We start from the raw sequence: 20,928 nt of genomic DNA, 5'->3' as shown, positions 1-20,928 counted from the left end.
GCGGCTCCGATCCCCAGGGCCCAACCCATCCACATGGTCCACTGCGCACATCAACACTGGCCCCAGGTCAGGCCACCAGACGCCACGGCAGTGCTTCGCCTGAGCGCAATGGCTTGAGCTGGGCCTCGCCGAAGGCAAAGCTCTCGGGCGGCGTCCAGCTTTCGCGCTTGAGGGTCACCTGCGCGGTGTTCCGCGGCAGCCCGTAAAAATCGGCGCCGAAGAAGCTGGCAAAGCCTTCGAGCTTGTCCAGGGCGCCAGCGTTGTCGAACGCCTCGGCGTACATCTCGATGGCGGCGTGGGCCGTGTAGCAGCCGGCGCAACCGCTGGCGTGCTCCTTGAGGTGGGCCGGGTGGGGGGCACTGTCGGTGCCGAGAAAAAACTTGGGGCTGCCGCTGATGGCGGCGGCCACCAGCGCCAGGCGGTGGGTTTCGCGCTTGAGCACCGGCAGGCAGTAGTAATGCGGCCGGATGCCACCGGTGAAGATGGCGTTGCGGTTGTAGAGCAGATGGTGGACGGTGATGGTTGCACCCAGGAAACTGTCGGACTCGGCCACGTACTGCGCCGCCTCTTTCGTGGTGATGTGCTCCATCACGATCTTGAGCTCGGGGAAATCCCGGCGCAAGGGCTGCAACTGCTGCTCGATGAACACCGCTTCGCGGTCGAACAGATCGATATCCGGGCTGGTGACTTCGCCGTGCACCAGGAGCAACATGCCCGCACGCTGCATGGCCTCCAGTGTCTTGTAGGTCTTGCGAATGTCGGTCACCCCGGCGTCGCTGTTGGTGGTGGCCCCCGCAGGGTACAGCTTGGCCGCGACCACACCGACATCCCGGGCACGCGCGATTTCATCGGCGGGCAGGTTGTCGGTGAGGTAGAGCGTCATCAAAGGCTCGAAGTCCATGCCGGTGGGCACGGCGGCCAGGATGCGCTCCCGGTAGGCTATGGCCAAGGCCGCCGTCGTCACGGGTGGCCTGAGGTTGGGCATCACGATGGCGCGTGCGAACTGCGCCGCCGTGTGGGGCACCACGGTGCGCAAGGCTTCGCCGTCTCGCAGGTGCAGGTGCCAGTCGTCCGGACGGGTCAGGGTGAGGGTCGAGGGAGCGGCGGAGGTGTTCATGCCCCGATTGTCTCAAAAGGCACGGCCCACCCCGCGCCGCGCCCTCACCGCTCAGACCGGGGACTTGGCGAGCAGGTGCCGCTGCAGGTCGGTCCAGAACTTTTCCAGCGCCCGCTTGGCTTTTCGCGCATTGGGGCGTTCGCGGTAAATGCGGATGTCCAGTGCGGCCTCAAGCCCTTCGCCGGCCGGCACCAATTTCTTGGCCTGCACATCTTTGCGCACCGAACTGGCGGGCAGGAACGCCACACCATGCCCCTCTAGCGCCATGGCTTTTAAACCTTCTGCCATGTCGGTCTCATAGATGCGGTCAAGGTGCACCGGCGTGGCGCTCAGTTTGACTAGGTGGTCCACTGCCCGCCCCAGGTAGGCGCCCGGCGCATAGGCCAGGTATGGCAGCGGCTGCGCGGCGGTTCCGGGCAGCACATAGCGAGGGGCACCATGGGCGTCGGGGCGCACATAGGGCGACAAAAGCTCGTCACCCAGGTGGAGCATTTCGTAGTGGTCGGGGTCCAGCTGGATGGGCTGCGCCGCGTGGTGGTAAGAGATGAGCAGGTCACAACTGCCCTCCACCAGGCGCATCACGGCGTCGTGCACATTGAGCGCGATCAGACGGCTTTTGATCGGCCCGCAATCCTCCCGCAACCCGGACAACCAGGAGGGGAAAAAGGTGAACGCGAGTGAATGGGGCACCGCAAACTCGATCACGTCTTGCGCGGCCGCCGTGTGGGCCCGCAACATGGCCCGGGCGTTTTGCAGCGCCTGCAACATTTCCTGCGCCTGCTCGTACAGCGTCTTGCCGGCGGGCGTGAGGCGGGTGGGGTAGGACGAGCGGTCCACCAGATCGGTACCGGCCCAGGCCTCCAGCGACTGGATGCGGCGTGAGAAGGCCGGTTGCGTCACATGGCGCAATTGCGCCGACCGACTGAAACTGCGGGTTTCAGCCAGGCTCACGAAATCTTCTAACCATTTGGTTTCCATGCCGGCGGATTATGCGCGCCGGGCAAAAGCCGTGCCATTTGCACACCTGAAGAGCACCGCGATCGGGTACCATCCGGAGAAACATAGGGTTTACCCTCACTTCACCATGACCCAAAATCCGCCCGTCCTCCCACGGTCCCGCATCGCCCATCCCGGCCTGCGCCAGAAAGTGATGTCGGCCGAAACAGCGGCTGCCCTGATCCAGCACGGCGATCATGTCGGCATGAGCGGCTTCACCGGCGCGGGCTACCCCAAGGCCATCCCGCTCGCCCTCGCTCAACACATTCAGACCCACCACGATGCGGGCCGCGAATTCCGCATCGGGGTGTGGACTGGCGCGTCCACCGCACCGGAGCTGGATGGCGCGCTGGCCCAGGTGGACGGCATGAACATGCGGCTGCCCTACCAGTCCGACCCGGTCTGCCGCGCGCGCATCAACAGCGGCGAAATGGCCTATATCGATATCCACCTCTCGCACGTGGCGCAATACGTGTGGTTCGGTTTCCTGGGCAAGCTCAACGTGGCGGTGATTGAAGTTGCCGGCATTCTGGAAGACGGCCGACTGATTCCGGCGACGTCGGTGGGCAACAACAAGACCTGGCTGGACCAGGCCGACAAGGTGATCCTGGAAGTGAACCATGGCCACACCCTGGGCCTGGAAGGCATGCACGACATCTACTACGGCACGGAGCGCCCGCCGCACCGCAAGCCGATCCCGATGACGCACGCGGGTGAACGCATCGGCGAGTCCTACCTGCGTTGTGACCCGACCAAAGTGGTTGCCATCGTAGAGACGAATCTGCCCGACCGCGACACCCGGTTCGCTGCGCCCGATGCGTGTTCGCAACGCATCGCGGGGCACCTCATGGCGTTCTTGCAACAGGAGATCGAACAAGGCCGTTTGCCACCAGAGCTGTTGCCCCTGCAGTCGGGCGTGGGCAACATCGCCAACGCCGTGATGGAGAGTCTCAACGAGGGTCCGTTCAATGGCCTGCAGGGCTACACCGAGGTGCTGCAGGACGGCATGCTGGCCCTGCTCAAATCGGGCAAGATGGACGTGGCTTCCGCCACCGCCCTGTCGCTGTCGGCGCCGGCCATGGAAGAATTCCTCGCCAACCAGACGTTTTACAGCGAGCGCATCGTGCTGCGGTCGCAAGAAATCAGCAACCACCCTGAGGTGATCCGGCGGCTGGGCATCATCGCCATGAACGGCATGATCGAGGCCGACCTGTATGGCAACGTGAACTCGACGCACGTGATGGGCACGCGCATCATGAACGGCATCGGCGGATCCGGCGATTTCGCGCGCAACGCCTACCTGTCGATCTTCATGACGCCATCCACCGCCAAAGGCGGCAAGATCTCCTGCATCGTGCCCATGGTCAGCCATGTGGACCACACCGAGCACGACGTGCAGATCCTCGTGACCGAACAAGGCATCGCCGATCTCCGCGGCCTGTCTCCACGCCAGCGCTCACGCCTGATCATCGAACGCTGCGCCCACCCGGACTTCCGCCCTGCGCTGCTCAACTATGTCGAACGAAGCGAAGCGAACGCCCGGGCGGGCCATGGCGGCATGCACACGCCTCACCTGCTGGACGAAGCCCTTTCGTGGCACAGCCGGTACGAGAACTTCGGCGAGATGCGGCCGGTGCAGACGGAGCTTCCCGTCAGGGCAGAAGCCACAAAGGATGCCGCAGAAGCGCCTGCACTGAGTCAGGCCCACTAAAAGGGGCAAAGGGGATGCATGGGCTCTGCCCCGTTCCCGACTCCATCACTGGGCCGTGTGGCTGTGCGGCACAGCGGCGGGCGGATCAGGGCGGGCGTTGCCTGAGCGAAGCGAGTTCACCCCCCCTCCAGACGTGAGCAGCGCGAGGCCAACGCAACTCGGTCAGTCAGCGCCAGACTGCTGCAAAGCCCACATCCCCGCATACACCCCATCCACCCGCGTGACCAGATCCGCGTGGCGCCCGCGCTCAACCACTTCACCGTTCACCAGCACCAGGATCTCGTGCGCGTCCACCACGGTGGACAGCCGGTGCGCGATGACCAGCGACGTCTTGTTGCGGGCAGCGCTGCGCAACTCCGCCTGAATCGCCCGCTCGTTGGCGGAATCCAGGGCCGATGTGGCTTCGTCAAAAATCACGATGGGCGGGTTTTTGAGCAGGGTGCGCGCAATGGCCACCCGCTGCTTTTCGCCACCCGAGAGTTTTAAGCCCCGCTCACCCACCATGGTGGCGTAGCCCTTGGGCAAGCGTTCGATAAAGCTGTGGATGTGTGCCGCCTGGGCCGCAGCCACGGCCGCATCGTGCCCGGCGTCAGGCCTGCCATAGAGGATGTTGTATTCGATGGTGTCGTTGAACAGCACCGTGTCTTGCGGCACGATACCAATGGCCTGGCGCACGCTGGTCTGGGTCACCTCCCGGATGTCCTGCCCGGCGATGGTGATGCGACCGGCGCCTTGGGGCCCCTTATCGTCATGGTTCGAAACATCGTAGAAGCGGTACAGCAGGCGCGCCAGGGTTGACTTGCCCGAGCCCGACGGCCCCACCACGGCCACGGTTTTCCCGGCTGGAATCTCAAAACTCACGCCGTGCAGGATCTCACGCTCAGGGTCATAGGAAAACCGCACGTTTTCAAATTTCACGGCGGGTGGACCGTCCAGCACCAGTTCCGCAGCACCCGCCACATCGGCGATCTCGCGCTCTTTCTCCAGCAAGACAAACATTTTGTCCAGGTCGGTCAGGCTCTGTTTGATCTCGCGGTACAACACCCCCAAAAACCCCAGCGGGATGTAGAGCTGGATCATGAACGCGTTGACCATCACCAGGTCACCCAGGGTCAGGGCGCCGGTGGCCACGCCTTGTGTGGCCCGGTACAGCATCCACACCAGGGCCACGGCGATCACCATTTGCTGCCCGGTGTTCAGCAGCGACAGCGTGGTCTGGCTCTTGATGCGCGCCAGGCGAAGCTTCTCCAGGGCGTCGTTGTAGCGCCGGGTCTCGAAGGCCTCGTTGTTGAAGTACTTGACGGTTTCGAAATTGAGCAAGGAGTCGATGGCACGGCTCTGGCTGGCCGACTCGAGCTCGTTCATCTCGCGGCGAAACTGGGTTCGCCACTCGGTCACCTTCACGGTAAAGGTCACATACAGCACCAGGGCGCCCAGCGTGATCCAGACATAGCCCATGTCAAACTTCGTGCCCAGGAGCACCAGCACCATGGTGACTTCAATCAGCGTGGGAAAGATGCTGTAGAGCGAATACGAGATCAAAGACTGCACACCCCGCGTGCCACGGTCGATGTCGCGGGTCATGCCGCCGGTCTGGCGCTCCAGGTGAAAACGCAGGCTGAGGTTGTGCAGGTGGCCAAACACCTGCAAGGCAATGCTGCGCGTCGCCCCCTCGGTCGCCTTGGCGAAGATGAGTTCTCGCAGTTCGGTGAACAGCGACGTCGACAATCGGAGCCCGCCGTAGGCCACCAGCAAGCCCACAGGCACCACCAGCAGGGCTTCCACGCTGCCCGGCTTGATGGTCATCGAATCGACCAACTGCTTGAGCAGCAGCGGTACGCTCACATTGGCCACTTTCGCCCCCACCATGAAGGCGAGCGCAGCGCCTACGCGCCATTTGTACTCCCACAGGTAGGGAAACAGGCGCGACAGGGTCTCCCAATCGGAGCGGCGTCCCTGGATTTCCCGCGCGCGCTCGGCAGCGGTCTGGGTGTTGGCGGAGTGGGGTGAAGCAGAAGAGGAGCGCATGCAGGACAATGGCGGGCTGTTGATCTTCCATTGTGCCTATGACCGACGAATCCAGCCCCCGCCCCGAAAGTGCCCTTCCCGCTGGCCGCGAGCTGGTGCTCAAGGTCATTCCCATGCCCGCCGATTGCAATGCCAACGGCGATATTTTTGGCGGCTGGGTGATGGCCCAGGTGGACCTGGCCGGATCGGTGCTGCCGGCGCGCCACGTGCAGGGGCGCATGGCCACGGTGGCCGTGAACCAGTTCATCTTCAAACAACCCGTGCGCGTCGGCGATATCCTGAGCTTCTTTGCCCATGTCGAGCGCATCGGCAACACCTCGATCACGGTGCAGGTGGAGGTGTTTGCGGAGCGCTTCCGAGCCCAGGGCGCGTACGTGAAGGTGACCGAGGCGAGTTTGACCTATGTCGCCATTGACGATTTTGGCAAGCCCCAACCCATCCCCCGGGCCGTACCCATCGCGCCGCCGTGACAGCGGCATTTATCCACCCATCGCGGCTTCAGCCGCCGCCCAGGCGCCTCGCCTCTACCTCAAACGGGTTGTCCCAGTAGGGGTCGCGTCCGCGCAGCCACAGCGCCAAGCTGGACAACAGGTAAGCCGGGACAAACAACGGGCCCCAGCGCTCGTACTGCCGGACATGCACCCGCTCGTGGGCGCGCAGCCGCTCCAGCTCCCGGTCATTGGTGGCGATCACCACGTGGCCCAGGGTGATCGCCGAAAACAGCAGGCACTGACGCCAGCCGCCCACGCCAGCGCTCGATGGCATCGTGGCTTCCAGAACGCCGTTCACACGCCGCATTCGCGCGCCGACCAGCCAACCCAGGGCGCACAGCAGCAAGCCCAGCAAGGAATATGGCGACGCCCAGAACAACGACCAGAGCCGCCACAGGCGAGGCCATCGCGGACCTGCCCGCCCGGCCCCCGCCCCGGTGTGTTGGTGCATGGGTGGCGGTCTCAAGACACGATATAGGCGCCCGAGCCACAGGACAGCAATGTGCCGTCCGCGCCCAGAAACTCCATGCGCGTGGAGGCCACGCGCGAGCCCAGGCGCATCACCACGGCACGCAGCTCAAAATGCGCCCCGACACCAGGCCGCAAATAGTCCACGCGCAGATCAATGGTGCCCAGCTTGCCAAACCGCAACAAGCGCTGCTCGGGAGGCTCGTCCATGTGACGCGCGCCGATGGCCGCCATACAGGCGAGCCCGCCCATGGCGTCCAGCCCGGCGCTGATCACACCCCCGTGCAGGCGGTTGTGTGCGTAATGGCCAATCAGCTCGGGCTTCATGGCGATGGTGGCCACCACCTGATCGGCCTTGAGGCTGGTGATCGTGAGTCCCAGCACTTTGTTGAACACGATTTTTTCTTCAAAGATGTGTTTAAGGCCCGCGACAAATTCGGGCTCAAAGTCAATGGGCAAAGGCAGGTTTTTGGTGGTCATAAGTTGAATGTTGTGCAAGCCGTTTTTTCATGTTGTCAATGGGCCTATCGCCGGGCGATTTTCCACGCCACACGCCCCCCTGCCGCCAGGGAGCCGCGGTGCATGGCCTGCGTCTGAATGCGGGGCAGCAAAAACACCGCGCAGCACCCGGCAGCTGAACCCGCTCCAGCGCCGGTGCCGATCAGCCCGGGGCCCCGGATGATGGCGTCGGCCCCCGTTGGGCAGGTGCCCGGGAAAGGCGCCGAAAGTGCGCTCATGCGGGCGTCTTCAGAAAGAGCATCAACGCGGTGGTGGTCAGCTCATCCAGCGTAGCGAGGTGACGCTGGTGGATGGAATTTGCATGGGAATTCCGCGCTGCACTCGGCACCTGGTACCACTGCACAGACCAGTTCATGGCGCCGAAGATCATCAAGCGCACCAGGCCGGGGTCACCCGCCAGGTGGCCACTGGCGTGCAGCTGTTGCAGCGCAGGTACCCAGGCCGCTTCGTACCGGTCTTTGAGCGCGGTGATCGCCTCCATTTGTGTGGCGTCCAGCGCCCGCCACTCATAGAGCATCACCGGGACAAAATCACTGTGGTCGCCCAGCAAAACCTCAAAGTGGTTACGCACCAGTGCCCGCAAACGGTCCTTGGCCGGGTGGCGCTCGGTCAGCGGTGCCAACGACGCAGCCTGGCGCAGCAAAGCGCTGTGCATGCCCTCCTGCATCACGGCCGCAAGCAGCACCTGCTTGTTCTCAAAATGGTAAAACGGCGACCCCGCCTGCATGCCCGCTGCGGCGGCAATGTCGCGCGTGCTGGTGGCGGCAAAACCCTGGTGGCGAAAGAGGTGTGCGGCAGCCAACAGGAGTTCGCGACGGCGATTGCCACCGTCGCGCTCATCGGCGGTCTTGCGGGGGCGACCCCGGGGGCGTGCGGGCTTGGTTTCAACCGGGGAGGCGTTCGTCATCGCCGAAACGATAGCAGCCCTGTCTATTTTCAGCAAGCAAATGCTTGGCAAAAATGAATCACCCTCCCCCGGGACCGTCCCCTCGGGCTTCAATTGCGCAGGCAACTTCGGGCCCAGTACCCTTCCATCCTGGCCGGCACAAAGCCTTTTCCTGGCCAGAATTCACACCTTCCCAGCGTTTTCCCGGCTTCGCCCAACAGCGCAATCCGGTAGGATCATTTGGCCCAACCCCAACCCCAACCCCTAGGTATCCCACACGGGCATCCCGAAAAAGCACTCGCCACCCTTGCATGGAACCTTTGACTCGTCCCCCTGAGCCAATCCAGACGCCGGGTGGCATTTCGCTCAAGCGCTACCTGCTGCGCCTGTACCTGCTCACCGCGCTGCCATTGCTGTTGCTGGCCGGCTGGCTGGCGTACGACAACGTGACCTCAACGAAGGCGGCCCAAGACCTTCAAGCGCAAAGCATTGCCAGCAATTTCGCTCAGGCTATGGACCAGAAGCTGCAGGCTCGCATCAACGCCCTCACCGCCTTCGCCCAGTCGACTCGCCTGGACTCGCCAGACCAAAGGTCCGAGCTTTACCAGGAAGCCAATGCGCTGAAAACGCAGTTGGGGATGGATTTCGTCGTGTTGGACGCCACACCGCCCTATGCCATGCAAATCAATACGCTGGCGCCCTGGGGCTCAACTCTGCCCCCCATTCCCAAGCCTAAGGGCTTTCAAGCGGTGCCAGCCGCCCTGCAAACCTTGAGGCCAGCAGTTGGGGATGCGGTCACCAGCGCCATCACCCAGCGAACCGTGGTGGTTGTCGCCGTGGCCAGCGTGCGAAACGGTCGTGCAACCCATGCGGTGGTCAGCCCCGTCGAGGTGTCCACGTTTCAGTCATTTCTGGACGAATTTGCCTTGCCGCCGGGCTGGGCCTTGACGCTGGCTGATGGCAGCGGCCAACCCCTGGCACAGAGAAAACCCGCGAATTTCGACCCAGCAACGGATCAAGGCGTTGCCGGCGAAGTGGTGGTGCCGTCCACGATCACACAATGGGCGGTCAAGCTGCAAATTCCAAGCGATGAGCGTCTCCCGCCGCTGCTGGCCACTGGTGGTGCGTTGGGTTTGCTGCTGTTGATCACCACCGGCATGGGTGTTTTCGTCGGCTGGTCAGGGAGCCGGCGGCTGCACACGGCGATGGCCTCCCTGACGCAGATAAACCCCGCCACAGACGAACTCGACATCCACGAAGTCCGGGAAGCCAGGACACTGCTGGACGAGACCGTGAAACACGACCAAGCCAGTGAAGCGCGCTTCCAGAGCCTGTTCCAGAATTCCCCCATCGGCATGCGGCTGACCGACCGCCAAGGAAAAATCATGGCCCAGAACGCGGAGTTCGAAGCCTTGTTTGGTTACACCATGGCCGATGTACCCGACTTGTCGGTCTGGATGGAGCGCGCCTATCCCAACCCCGAAGATCGCCAGCGTGTGGCCCGCATCTGGGGCATGCCCAACGATGAACAACAGCTCGGCAGGCGGGCACTGCGCTCAGGTGAGTTTCACATCACGGCCAAGGACGGTCAGATCAAAGTCGTGCAGGTGCTGGGCATTCTGTTGCCCGATGGAATGCTGTCGAGTTTCGTCGACCTCACCGACAAACGCATGACCGAAAGCCGCTTGAGGCTCTGGGCCGACGCCTTCCAATACGCCGAGCTCGACCTGGCGATAGGGGATGCCACCACTGATACCGTGTTGGCGGTCAACCCTGCATTCGCACGTTCCCGTGGTTACTCCCCCGAAGAGTTGCTGGGCATGCCCACCTCACGGATCCAGCCGCCAGAAAGCCACGCTCGCATCAAAGAGCAGCTTTCGCAGCTCCAGGAGCGGCCTCACTTCACGCTCGAATGCGAGCATTTTCGCAAGGATGGAAGCCGATTCCCGGTTTTGCTCGACATCACCGTGGTGCACGATGCACAGGGCAAGCCGCTGGCCCGTCTGGTCTATGCCATTGACCTCACCGAACGCAACCGCGCCGAAGCCGAGATCCGCGCACTGCACGACACACTGGAACGGCGGGTGACCGAACGCACGGCCCAGTTGACCCAGGCCAACCAGGAACTCGACAGCTTCGCCTACACCGTTTCTCACGACCTCAGGGCCCCGCTTCGGGCCATGGACGGGTTCCTGCATCTGCTCCGCGAAGAACACGGCGCCCAACTGCCGGCCGATGCCCAGAACCACCTGGACAAGATTGGTTCGGCCATCATGCGCATGAAGAACCTGATCGAGGGCATCCTCACGCTCACCCACAGCGCGCGCCATGACCTGGCGGTATCGCCCGTCAACCTGTCGGAGCTGGTGCAGAGGCGCCTGGGTGAGTTGGCGGCGGCCGAGCCTGAACGCAGCGTTCGGATAGAGGTCCAGCCCGGTCTTATTGTGGAGGGCGATACCCGCATGCTGGATGTGGTGGTGAGCAACCTGGTGAGCAATGCCTGGAAATACACCGGAAAAACGGCCCGCCCCAACGTCCGTTTCTTTGCCCAGGAGCGCCAGGGGGTGACCTGGTTCTGCCTGGTCGACAACGGCGCCGGGTTTGACCCGAAGCATGCTGGGAAACTCTTCCAGCCCTTCCAGCGCATGCACCGGCACGAAGAATTCCCGGGCATTGGTATCGGACTGGCCACGGTGCTGCGGGTCATCCAGCGCCATGGCGGGCAGATTGAGGCCGAAGCACAACCGGGCGAAGGCGCCGTGTTCCGCTTCACCTTGCACCCTGGAGCGGCTGCGACGCCACACGGCCCCCCCCACCAGTCGCCTGAATGACGGATTTTGCGGCCACGGCGTGGCAACATTCGCCATGCAAAAACCCTACGACATCATCGTTTTTGGCGCCACCGGGTTCACCGGCCGGCTGGTCGCTGAATACCTCCACAAAACCTACGGCGATGGGCGCGAAGTCACCTGGGCCATGGCCGGACGCAGCGAAGCCAAGCTGCGGCAGGTGCGTGATCAGCTGGGCATCGATGCGGCGTTGCCGCTGCTGGTGGCCGACGCCAGCGATACGGCTGCGCTCAAGGCACTGGTGGCCCAGACCCGCGTGGTCATCACCACCGTGGGCCCCTACCAGCTCGTGGGCAATCAACTCGTCACGGCCTGCGCAGAAGCCGGCACCGACTATGTGGATTTGTGCGGCGAACCGGGCTGGATGGCCCAGAAAATCCCCCAGTTGCAAAAGGTCGCTGCGGCCAGCGGCGCGCGCATCGTGTTTTCCTGCGGATTCGACTCCATCCCGTTTGACCTGGGCGTGCTGTTTCTGCAGAACGAAGCACAGCAACGTTTCGGGGAACCGTTGAAACGCGTGCATGGTCGGGTCAAGGCCATCAAGGGCGGACCTTCGGGTGGAACCGCTGCCAGCCTGCTCGCCACCATGGAGGCTGTGGGCCGCGACAAATCGCTCATCAAAACCTTGGGCAACCCCTACGCACTGGTGCCCGGATTCAAAGGCCCGCGGCAGCCCGATGACAGCGTGGCCGAATGGGACGAACTGGTGCAAAGCTGGACCGCGCCTTTTGTGATGGCGCCCATCAACACCAAGAACGTGCACCGCACCAACGCCCTGCGCGGACACCCCTGGGGCACCGACTTCCTCTACAGCGAACGCATGCTCACCGGCAAAGGTGAAAAGGGCGAGCTGCGTGCCAAGAAGAGTGCCCGCAAGGACCGCATCCAGAACATCCTGCTCGCCATCGCGCCCACCCGGGCTCTGATCCGGCGCTTTGTACTGCCCAAGCCGGGTGAAGGCCCGAGCCTGCAGCAACGCGAGTCGGGCCTGTACGACCTGGTTTTCGCGGGCCAGACCGCCAGCGGCCAGGTGCTGCGCGCCCGCGTCAAGGGCGACCGCGATCCAGGCTACGGTTCGACCTGCAAGCTCATCGCCGAGAGCGCGTTGTGCCTGATCCGCGAAGTGGACCACACCATGGCACCCGGTGGCGTCTGGACCCCAGGTGCTGCCATGGGCTTGCCTTTGTTGAACCGGCTGCAGGCCCGGGCTGGCCTCAGTTTCGCCATCGAGGCCGACTGACGCCAGCACCCAGGCAGCGCCCACGACACGCTTGGGCGCTGATCTATTGCTTCAGCGCCCCGCCGGCGATACCGGGGCCGTCACCATGAGTTTTTGCACATTGCCCATGGCGGCCTTGGCCACGCTGCGCATGCGCCCCAGAATGGCCTGGTGTTCGGCGTTGGCCTTGTCGGCAGAGGCCATCACTTTGCCAAAACCGTCCAGGCGGCTGTTGCGCACCCATGCGCGCAAGGCTTCGTCCTGCGACCAGCTGACCTGGTTCATCATGCTGACCGCAGTGGACCCCAGGTAGCCCGCCAGGTTGGTCGGGAACGGCACCGGCATACACAGCTGGTTCTTGCGCGCATCCCCTTCAAAATGGGCCTCTACATAAGCGATCAGCGCGGCACTGAAAGTGGGTTGCGGCGCGCGCACCAGTTGCAAGACCATCTTGTGGTCCTGGAAGATCGGTTGGGGTGGCCGCTGCTCCACAGCCGAGGCGGTGCAGTCGATGTACAAGGTCTCGGCGGGCATGGCTTCAAAGCCACCGTCCAGCGTCAGCCCTTGGGCCTCGATCGCCTGCACATGGCCCTTGCGAATCACCTGGCGGATCTGCCGCAACAGCGCCACCTCGGCTTTGGAGATCGTGGCGTAGTGGAACATCGAAGGCTGCTGCTCGGGGTCGATGCGCAGCATCTGGTCGCAAGCCTCCAACCGCGCATAAAGATCGTCCACCGACGAGGCGGCGGCAAAAGCCTCCATCTGGTCGGCCTGCCCCCCAATGACTTCCTTGAAGAACTCCAATCCGGGTTGCACGCACTGGCGGTTGATCAACCACGAGTCGCGCGGCACCACCCAGCTGATGCCGTCGGGATGTGCGCCACACTGCAGCAACCACACGCCCACATCCATCGCCGTCTTGCCGGCGCCCACGATGGCGAAGTGCCGGGGCAAGGCCGCTGGCTGCTGCCACAGGTCGGGCAAGGCATTGGGCGGCACCACCCGCACGCCTTCGGCAACGCTGTATTTGGGCTTTCGGGTCGACGGCACCTGGGTTCCGAAGTAGCTGGCGTCCACCACCCGCCGGCGGACCTCCACCTCGGTGGCTGCGCCCGACAACAGCGAAACAAAGCGGCCTTCGCCCACATAGTCGCTCATGGGGTGGTAGTTGACCCGGCCACTGGGCAGCAGCTTCTGGTGCATCACCCGCTCAAAGTAGCCACTGACCTCGGGCCCGGAGGCCAGCTCGAAAAAGCCCTTGTTCACCCCCATCACGTCCTTGCGGTCGCTGCCCAGCGGCAAGGAGTTGACGCCATAAAAAGACGATGGCTGGTGCAGTGCCACGAACGAGTAGGCGTCGTTCCAGTGCCCGCCCGGTTTGCCGTGTCGGTCCACGATGGTGATGTGGGCATTGGGAGCCTCGTCGAGCAAGGTGTCGACAAAAGCCAGACCCACTGCCCCGCTGCCGATGACCAGGTAGTCCGTCGCCTGTTTTGTCATGTTTTGTCTCCTGGATGGATGATTTTTAGAACAGCGCATGGCCGCACGGTACCGACAAGTACCGAGCAAATTAAACACCTCAAGCGAGACCGCCAGTCGCGGCGGCGACTGGCATGGTCCATTGACGCTACGAACTCTGCAGCGCTGAATCCGCCACACTCCTGGGTTTTTCACGGGGTGATGACTTGAACATCTTCAAATGATTTGATCCAGCTTAAGCCCCGAGTCATCTTCTTGCCCCATCATGGTTCCATGAAAAACCTACCTGAAGTTGCCTCTCCCACCGTGCCAAAGAGCGCGGCCTGGATGAGTGTCCCAGCCTTCTGGCCCATGGCCATGGCCAGCGCCCTCATGCAACAGGGATCGGCCCTCTACGCCAAAAATCTCCATTTTGTGGAAGAGGAGATCCTCATCCACAGCCACCAGCGACCCGAGCTGGCCACGCCCCACCGCACGCGGCTCGACCTGCGCACCATGGTGCTGCGCGAGTACGGCACACCCGGGCAGGGCATCCCCACCGTGGTGGATGCCCCCCACGCTGGCCATACCGCGTCCATCGCCGACTACCACCGCGGGCAGAGCCTGGTCGAGACCCTGCTGGCCAACGGGGTCGGCCATGTGCTTCTGACCGACTGGAAGAGCGCCACGCCCGACATGAAAGACCTGGAAATCGACAACTACCTGGAAGAGATGCTGGTGGTCATCGACGATCTGGGCGGCCGGGTGAACCTGGTCGGCCTGTGTCAAGGCGGCTGGGTGTCGACCATGCTGGCGGCGCGATTCCCCGACAAGGTCAACGCCCTTGTGCTGGCGGGCGCACCCATCGACACCGATGCCGGGCAAGGCCCGATCCGCAAGATGGTCCATGACTCGCCGAGCTCGTTCTACGACGAACTGGTGGGATTGGGTCAGGGCCTCATGAAGGGCAAGTTCATGCTGCAGGGCTGGAAGAACATGCACCCCGAGCAGCACTACATGCAGGACCACATCGACCTCTACGAACACATCGACGATGCCGCTTACCTGGCCAAAGAGGAAAGGTTCGAGCGCTGGTACGAAAACCCGATCGACCTGCCGGGTCGCTGGTACCTGCAGGTGATTCAGCAGCTCTTCAAGGAAAACCGCCTGGCCAAGGGCACCTTTGTCGGACTCGGGCGCGAGCTGCACCTGAAAGACATCACCTGCCCACTCTATTTGCTGGCGGGAGCCGACGACGACATCACCAGCCCGGAGCAGGTGCTCAACGCCGCGCAACTCGTGGGCACACCGCCGGAGCAGATTCGCCAGCAGACCATCCCTGGCGGTCACATCGGCCTGTTCATGGGCGCACGCACGCTGTCCGAAACCTGGCCACCCATTGCGCGCTGGATCGCCGCCCAATCAGCGTGAGGATGCTGTCCGCATGACCGCCGCCACCGACACAGCCCCTTCGCCTGCACCGACTTCCCAAGCCAACGGCACGGTGGTGGCCGTGCGAGGCGGCGTGGTCGATGTGCGCTTCGACAGCGGCCCGCTGCCGGCCATCCACCATGCGCTGGAAGTGCTCTGGGACGAGCCCCTGCCGCTGGTGCTGGAGGTCGAGGCCGAGCTGGACGAACACACGGTGCGCACTGTGGCGCTGCAGGAAACCCAGGGTCTGGCGCGCCACGTCGCCGTGCGCGACACCGGTGCACCGCTGACCGTGCCAGTGGGCGAAGCCTTGCTGGGCCGGCTCGTCAATGTATTGGGCCGCCCCGGCGACGGCCTGGGGCCCATTGCAGACGACGCACCGCGGCGCGCGATTCACCAGGCGCCTTTGCCTTTGGCCAAACGGCGGGCTGCGGTTGAGGTGTTCGAAACCGGCATCAAGGTGATCGACCTGCTGGCGCCGCTGGCGCTGGGCAGCAAAGCCGCCATGTTCGGCGGTGCCGGCGTGGGGAAAACGGTGCTGGTGATGGAGCTGATTCACGTGATGGCCGAAACCTACAAGGGCATCTCGGTCTTTGCCGGCGTGGGTGAACGCAGCCGCGAAGGCCACGAACTGCTGCTGGACATGCACGAATCTGGCATGTTGTCCAACAGCGCCCTGGTGTTTGGCCAGATGAACGAGCCCTCGGGCGCACGCTGGCGCACCCCATTGACCGCGCTCACCATCGCCGAGTATTTCCGCGACGAACAGCAGCGCAACGTGCTGCTCTTGATGGACAACGTGTTCCGCTTTGTGCAGGCGGGCTCAGAGGTCTCAGGCCTGCTGGGCCGACTGCCTTCGCGAGTCGGCTACCAGCCCACGCTGGCCAGCGAAGTGGCCGCTGTGCAAGAACGCATCGCTTGCGCCGAGCACGCATCGGTCACCGCCATCGAAGCGGTGTACGTGCCAGCGGACGACTTCACAGACCCGGCCGTCACCACCATTGCCGCCCACCTGGACAGCCGCATCATGCTCTCGCGCCAGCTCGCGGCCGAAGGCATGTACCCAGCGATCGACCCGCTGAGCTCTCAGTCGGTGCTGCTGGACCCGTTGGTGGTCGGTGCAGCGCATTGCGACCTCGCGCGCGATGTGCGCGAGGCCATTGCCCGCTACCGCGAGTTGCAAGACATCATCGCCTTGTTGGGGATCAACGAGTTGAGCGTAGAAGACCGAAAACTGGTGGGCCGCGCGCGTCGATTGCAACGCTTTCTCACCCAGCCGTTTTCCGTCACACAAGCCTTCACCGGCAAGCCCGGCCGCCAGGTCACCCTTGCCGACACGCTCAAAGGCTGCCGCGCCATCCTCGATGGCGAAGGCGACGACTGGCCCGAGAGCGCCTTTTTCATGGCAGGCAATCTGGACGATGTCCGTTCGCGGGTCGCCTCATGAACAGCCCGGCTGCACCCGTCTCCTGGCCCCATGCCGATGGCCTGCACCTCGTGCTCAGCAGCCTGGGGCAGGTGATCGTGGACGCCAGCGGCGTGTTGTCGCTGCGCGCCGAAGACGCGAGTGGCGGCTTCGGGCTGTGGCCTGGCCACGCCGATTTCCTGACCGTGCTCGGCGTGGGTGTGGTGAGCTGGAAAGACGGCGCCGAGCGTTGGCACCACTGCGCGGTGCGCCGCGGTGTGATGACACTGACACACGGCACCGAGCTGAGCATCGCCACGCGGGAAGCCATTCCGGGCGATGACCTGGACCAGCTGGAAAACGAAGTGCTGGCGCAGCTCATACAGCGCCAACAGGTCGAAGACGATTCGCGGCGCCAGGTGCGGCAACTGGAAGTGCGCACGCTGCGTGAACTGGTGCGCCCGAAGGCCCATGGCGCACAACCTCAGGGGAGCTGGCCATGAACGAAGACGACCACCGCCCCGGGGCCAGCGAAGACACCAACAGCGCTTTGTTGAAACAGGTGCGCCGCCGCGCGGGCTCTGCCCAGCGCTGGCTGCGCGACGGCGACCCCTCGCTGGCCCGGCAGTTCGCGGCGGTGGGCGTGCTCGGGTGGATCATCGTGATACCCGCCCTGCTGGGCGTGTGGCTGGGGCGCTGGCTGGACAACTGGTTGTCCACCGGCATCACCTTCACGGCCGCCCTGCTCTTGCTGGGTTTGTTGCTGGGCGGCTGGTCGGCCTGGCGCTGGATGCACGAACCATGAATTCCAAGGACCTCTGTTCATGACCCCCTTGAACCTGCTTCTGTTTGGTGGACTCGGTCTGCTCGTGGGCCTGTGGCACTTTGGCTCGCTGCATTGGCTCAGCCAACGCCTGGTCAGCGCCGAAGGACCCAACTGGCGCACCGTGCTGCCCGTGCAATTGCTGCGCATCGCGGTGCTCGTGGGCGCATGCTGGTGGGCGGTGCGTTTTGGCGCTTGGCCATTGCTGGCGCTGGCGCTGGGCATCGTGGCTGCGCGCGTGGTCTTGATCAGAAGAGCGCGCCGCACAGAAGGGAACCCGGTGCAGCCATGAAGACCAATCCGTTCAACCACGAGCTGGTCTGGCAGATCGGCCCCATGCTCATCACCCGACCGGTGGTCACAACCTGGGTCGTGATGGTGGTCATGGTGGCCCTTTCATGGTGGGTCACCCGGCGCCTGTCGGTGGACAAGCCTGGTCGGGTTCAAACCTTCGCTGAACTGATGATCACCACGCTGCGCGACGAAATGAAATCGACCATGCGGCTCGACCCTGAGCCCTTTTTGCCCCTGATCGGCACGCTGTTTCTCTTCATCCTGTTTGCGAACCTCAGCGGTCTTCTGCCCGGCGCCGAACCGCCCACGGCCGCGCTCGAAACCGATCTGGTGCTGGCGCTGGCCGTGTTCTTCGCCGTGACGGGCTGGGGCGTCAAACGCCATGGCGTCTGGGGCTACATGAAGAGCTATGCCCAACCCAACCTGTTTGTGTTGCCGCTCAATTTGCTCGAGGCGGTCACCCGCGTGCTCTCCATGACGGTGCGCCTGTTTGGCAACATCATGAGCGGCATGTTCATTTCAGCCGTGGTGCTGGGTCTGGCCGGGCTGCTGGTGCCCATTCCCTTCATGGCACTGGACTTGCTCACGGGCCTGATACAGGCCTATATCTTCATGGTTCTCGCCATGGTCTTCATTGCCGCCGCGGCAGGCAACACCGAAACCTGATTTTTTTCTGAATCGAACCGAAAGGAAACCCCATGGACAACACCACCTGGCTTCAACTGGGCAGCATCGTTTGCGCTGCATTTGCGGTGGCCTTTGGCGCGATCGGGCCGGCGCTGGCTGAAGGCCGATCCGTGGCCGCCGCCATGGACGCCATTGCCCGCCAGCCTGAGGCCGCCAGCACCATCTCACGCACGCTCTTCGTGGGCCTGGCCATGATCGAAACCACGGCCATCTACTGCCTGGTGGTGGCCTTGCTGCTGTTGTTCGCCAATCCTTTTGTGAAATAAGCCATGCAACTCGACGGATGGACCCTGCTGCTGCAGGCGATCAATTTGGCGGTGCTGCTGGCCCTGCTGCGCTGGCTGCTGTACAAGCCGCTGATGGCTGTGATCGACAAGCGCCAGCAACGCATTGCCAGCGAGCTGTCCGAGGCGGCGCAAGCCCGCCAGCAGGTCGAGCAGGAAAGCCAGGCGCTGGCGACCCAGCGCGCGGCCATCGACAGCGACCGAGAACACGTGCTGAGCGAAGCCCGGCAAAGCGCCGAGGCCGAGCGCCTGGCCCTGATGGCCAGTGGCGAAGCCACCCTGAAATCCCAGCAGAACGAAGCACGTCAGCAACTCGATAAAGAGCGCCTGCAGGCCAGTCAAACCCTGTTGACCGAAGCGGGCTCGATGGCCGTTGATCTCGCCACCCGCCTGATCCACAGCAGCCCGACACCCCTCACCGACAACGACTTCGTGGACGCCCTGCTCGAGCACGCGAACGCAACGCCGGTAGAAGAACGGCAACACTGGCTGGGCGCCACGCAACCCGCACCCGTCACGCTGGTCTGCGCCAGCGCACCGAGCGAGGTCACCGTGCAGAAGGTGAAAGACCAGCTCAGCCGGTTACTCGGGACGGAAGTCCATCTGCAATCAGAGACCCTGCCGGCCTTGTTGCGCGGTGCCGAACTGCATTTTGAGCACGGCGTGCTGTCGCAAAGCTGGTCAGCCGAGCTGGCGGCCGCTCGAGCCGCGATGCAGCCGACTGCCCCATGAGCAACAACGCACCCCCCATCACGGCCAGCCTGGCCCCTTGGCGCGCAGCCGCCTGGTCGCGCATCGCGGCCCAGCCGGCGCAAGCGCCCCGGTTCGAAGAAATCGGCCGAGTGCACAGCGTGGCCGACGGGATCGCCCATGTCACCGGCCTGGCCAGTGTGCGGCTCAACGAACTGTTGCACTTTCCTGGGGGGCGCATGGGCTACGCCGCCGGCCTGGAACCCGACCACATCGCCTGCGTGCTGCTCGATGAACCCGACCTCGTGGGCACCGGTCAACCGGTCACCCGGGGACGTGATGTGGTGCAAGTACCGGTCGGCCCGGGCCTGCTGGGACGCGTGGTCGATCCGCTGGGGCGCCCGCTCGACGACGGCCCGCCGATTTCCCACGATGGGTATCTGCCTGCCGAACGTGCGGCGCCCACCATCATCGACAGGGCCTTGGTGCGCGAGCCGGTGCACACCGGCACACTGGCGGTGGACGCCTTGTTCCCGCTCGGCCGCGGTCAGCGCGAACTCATCATCGGCGACCGGGGCACCGGCAAGACCTCCGTGGCCGTGGATGCGCTGCTGGCCCAGCGCGACAGTGAACTGATTTGCGTGTACATCTCGGTCGGGCAAAAGTCGGAAGCCACGGCTTCGGTGATCGACGCCGTGCGCCGACTGGGGGCCCCCGAACGCACGATCTTTGTCGTGGCGGCCAGCACCGCTGCGCCCGGCCTGCAATGGCTCGCGCCGTTTGCCGGCTTCTCCATGGCGGAGTACTTCCGCGATCGCGGGCAACACGCGCTGGTGGTGGTTGACGATCTGAGCAAACACGCCGCCACCCACCGCGAGCTCGCGCTGCTCATGCAGCAGCCGCCCGGGCGCGAAGCCTACCCGGGCGATGTGTTTCACCTGCATGCACGCCTGCTGGAACGCGCCGCCATGCTCTCACCCGAGCGCGGCGGTGGTTCGCTCACGGCCCTGCCCATTGCACAAACCGAAGCCGGCAACCTGGCCGCCTACATTCCCACCAACCTGATCTCCATCACCGATGGCCAGATCGTGCTCGATGCCAAACAATTCCACCTGGGGCAATTGCCTGCGGTGGACACCGGCCTGAGCGTGAGCCGCGTGGGCGGCAAGACGCAAGCGCCGCTGATGCGCGAGGCCGTGAGCTCGCTGCGCCTGGAGTACGCCCAGTTTCTGGAGCTGGAGTTGTTCACCCGCTTCGGCACCGAGCTCGACCCCAAAGTACACGCCCAGATTGCGCGCGGGCGCCGCATCCGGGCCGCGCTGGCCCAGCCCCGCCTCGCACCACAAGCCGCGGCCGCGCAGATCGCCCTCGTGATCGCTCTGCAAGGGGGCTTGCTCGACGCGGTGGAGCCGGCCGATATCGGGCCCGTGGTGGAGCGGCTGGCACAGGCGCTGGCGGCCCAACCCAAATTGACCCAACGCCTGACCGTGCGCAACGCTGTGGACGCCGACGAGCGCGCGCGTTTGACAAAGGCTGTTGTGCCCCTGCTGGCGCTGCCGCCCACCGCCTGAC

Annotated in this window: 21 protein-coding genes; 13 read left to right on the top strand and 8 right to left on the bottom strand. The window is 64.2% G+C overall.

Annotated features, from left to right (window positions below; translation table 11 throughout):
* Window positions 1-67: 67 nt before the first annotated feature.
* Both pyrC and E5678_RS20320 read right to left on the bottom strand, forming a co-directional pair.
* Window positions 68-1,117, bottom strand: coding sequence for a dihydroorotase (pyrC, locus tag E5678_RS20325; RefSeq protein WP_136180210.1), 1,050 nt, complete (start codon window positions 1,115-1,117; stop codon window positions 68-70).
* Between the two features lie 51 nt (window positions 1,118-1,168).
* Window positions 1,169-2,095 carry a LysR substrate-binding domain-containing protein gene (locus E5678_RS20320; protein ID WP_136180209.1) on the bottom strand — a complete coding sequence of 309 codons (927 nt, stop codon included), beginning with the start codon at window positions 2,093-2,095 and terminating at the stop codon, window positions 1,169-1,171.
* A 106-nt stretch (window positions 2,096-2,201) separates the two neighbouring features.
* On the opposite strand from E5678_RS20320, the gene E5678_RS20315 reads away from it, so the two are divergent.
* On the top strand, window positions 2,202-3,824 hold the full coding sequence (locus E5678_RS20315; protein ID WP_136180208.1) for an acetyl-CoA hydrolase/transferase family protein: 1,623 nt from the start codon (window positions 2,202-2,204) through the stop codon (window positions 3,822-3,824).
* A 162-nt stretch (window positions 3,825-3,986) separates the two neighbouring features.
* Here E5678_RS20315 and E5678_RS20310 read toward each other — a convergent pair whose 3' ends face one another.
* Window positions 3,987-5,852 (bottom strand): ABC transporter ATP-binding protein/permease, encoded by a 1,866-nt coding sequence (locus tag E5678_RS20310; protein WP_136180207.1) that lies wholly within the window; start codon window positions 5,850-5,852, stop codon window positions 3,987-3,989.
* A gap of 38 nt (window positions 5,853-5,890) precedes the next feature.
* Here E5678_RS20310 and E5678_RS20305 point away from each other — a divergent pair, with 38 nt between their 5' ends.
* Entirely contained in the window at window positions 5,891-6,322 is a 432-nt protein-coding gene (locus E5678_RS20305; protein ID WP_136180206.1) for an acyl-CoA thioesterase, read from the top strand.
* Window positions 6,323-6,350: 28 nt separating this feature from the next.
* Here the strand turns inward: E5678_RS20305 and E5678_RS20300 are convergent, their stop codons facing one another.
* Genes E5678_RS20300 through E5678_RS20285 form a run of 4 tightly spaced genes read right to left on the bottom strand, consistent with a single transcriptional unit; the run spans window position 6,351 to window position 8,237 of the window.
* Entirely contained in the window at window positions 6,351-6,794 is a 444-nt protein-coding gene (locus E5678_RS20300) for a signal peptide prediction (RefSeq protein WP_247596848.1), read from the bottom strand.
* A gap of 11 nt (window positions 6,795-6,805) precedes the next feature.
* A complete protein-coding gene (locus E5678_RS20295; protein WP_136180205.1) occupies window positions 6,806-7,291 on the bottom strand; it encodes a thioesterase family protein in 486 nt (161 codons plus the stop codon).
* Between the two features lie 44 nt (window positions 7,292-7,335).
* Complete coding sequence (locus tag E5678_RS20290) at window positions 7,336-7,548, bottom strand: hypothetical protein (RefSeq protein WP_136180204.1); 213 nt, start codon at window positions 7,546-7,548, stop codon at window positions 7,336-7,338.
* Window positions 7,545-8,237 carry a TetR/AcrR family transcriptional regulator gene (locus E5678_RS20285; RefSeq protein ID WP_136180203.1) on the bottom strand — a complete coding sequence of 231 codons (693 nt, stop codon included), beginning with the start codon at window positions 8,235-8,237 and terminating at the stop codon, window positions 7,545-7,547. The genes E5678_RS20290 and E5678_RS20285 overlap by 4 nt, the downstream gene beginning before the upstream one ends.
* A gap of 290 nt (window positions 8,238-8,527) precedes the next feature.
* Here E5678_RS20285 and E5678_RS20280 point away from each other — a divergent pair, with 290 nt between their 5' ends.
* Window positions 8,528-11,047 (top strand): PAS domain S-box protein, encoded by a 2,520-nt coding sequence (locus E5678_RS20280; RefSeq protein WP_168708621.1) that lies wholly within the window; start codon window positions 8,528-8,530, stop codon window positions 11,045-11,047.
* 34 nt (window positions 11,048-11,081) lie between these two features.
* Window positions 11,082-12,305, top strand: coding sequence for a saccharopine dehydrogenase NADP-binding domain-containing protein (locus tag E5678_RS20275; protein ID WP_136180201.1), 1,224 nt, complete (start codon window positions 11,082-11,084; stop codon window positions 12,303-12,305).
* A gap of 51 nt (window positions 12,306-12,356) precedes the next feature.
* On the opposite strand, the gene E5678_RS20270 is transcribed toward E5678_RS20275, so the two are convergent.
* A complete protein-coding gene (locus E5678_RS20270; protein WP_136180200.1) occupies window positions 12,357-13,784 on the bottom strand; it encodes an NAD(P)/FAD-dependent oxidoreductase in 1,428 nt (475 codons plus the stop codon).
* A gap of 252 nt (window positions 13,785-14,036) precedes the next feature.
* Here E5678_RS20270 and E5678_RS20265 point away from each other — a divergent pair, with 252 nt between their 5' ends.
* The 9 genes from E5678_RS20265 to E5678_RS20225 are packed head-to-tail and all read left to right on the top strand — an operon-like array spanning window position 14,037 to window position 20,927.
* Complete coding sequence (locus E5678_RS20265) at window positions 14,037-15,173, top strand: alpha/beta fold hydrolase (RefSeq protein WP_247596847.1); 1,137 nt, start codon at window positions 14,037-14,039, stop codon at window positions 15,171-15,173.
* Between the two features lie 13 nt (window positions 15,174-15,186).
* Window positions 15,187-16,620: a F0F1 ATP synthase subunit beta gene (gene atpD, locus E5678_RS20260; protein ID WP_136180199.1), complete on the top strand. Its 1,434-nt coding sequence runs from the start codon at window positions 15,187-15,189 to the stop codon at window positions 16,618-16,620.
* Window positions 16,617-17,081, top strand: coding sequence for a F0F1 ATP synthase subunit epsilon (locus E5678_RS20255; protein WP_136180198.1), 465 nt, complete (start codon window positions 16,617-16,619; stop codon window positions 17,079-17,081). The genes atpD and E5678_RS20255 overlap by 4 nt, the downstream gene beginning before the upstream one ends.
* On the top strand, window positions 17,078-17,383 hold the full coding sequence (locus E5678_RS20250) for an AtpZ/AtpI family protein (protein ID WP_136180197.1): 306 nt from the start codon (window positions 17,078-17,080) through the stop codon (window positions 17,381-17,383). Before E5678_RS20255 ends, E5678_RS20250 begins: the two co-directional genes overlap by 4 nt.
* A gap of 19 nt (window positions 17,384-17,402) precedes the next feature.
* A complete protein-coding gene (locus E5678_RS20245) occupies window positions 17,403-17,693 on the top strand; it encodes an ATP synthase subunit I (RefSeq protein WP_136180196.1) in 291 nt (96 codons plus the stop codon).
* On the top strand, window positions 17,690-18,361 hold the full coding sequence (atpB, locus tag E5678_RS20240; RefSeq protein WP_136180195.1) for a F0F1 ATP synthase subunit A: 672 nt from the start codon (window positions 17,690-17,692) through the stop codon (window positions 18,359-18,361). Before E5678_RS20245 ends, atpB begins: the two co-directional genes overlap by 4 nt.
* 32 nt (window positions 18,362-18,393) lie before the next feature.
* A complete protein-coding gene (locus E5678_RS20235; protein ID WP_136180194.1) occupies window positions 18,394-18,648 on the top strand; it encodes a F0F1 ATP synthase subunit C in 255 nt (84 codons plus the stop codon).
* A gap of 3 nt (window positions 18,649-18,651) precedes the next feature.
* Entirely contained in the window at window positions 18,652-19,398 is a 747-nt protein-coding gene (locus E5678_RS20230) for an ATP synthase F0 subunit B (protein WP_136180193.1), read from the top strand.
* A complete protein-coding gene (locus E5678_RS20225) occupies window positions 19,395-20,927 on the top strand; it encodes a F0F1 ATP synthase subunit alpha (protein ID WP_136180192.1) in 1,533 nt (510 codons plus the stop codon). Before E5678_RS20230 ends, E5678_RS20225 begins: the two co-directional genes overlap by 4 nt.
* Window position 20,928 lies beyond the last annotated feature (1 nt).

The sequence above is a fragment of the Hydrogenophaga sp. PAMC20947 genome, from assembly GCF_004795855.1.
In the GTDB taxonomy this organism is placed as follows: Bacteria; Pseudomonadota; Gammaproteobacteria; order Burkholderiales; family Burkholderiaceae_C; genus Hydrogenophaga.
Note: the sequence above shows the minus strand (reverse complement) of the source record. Positions and strands in the feature narration are given on the sequence as shown.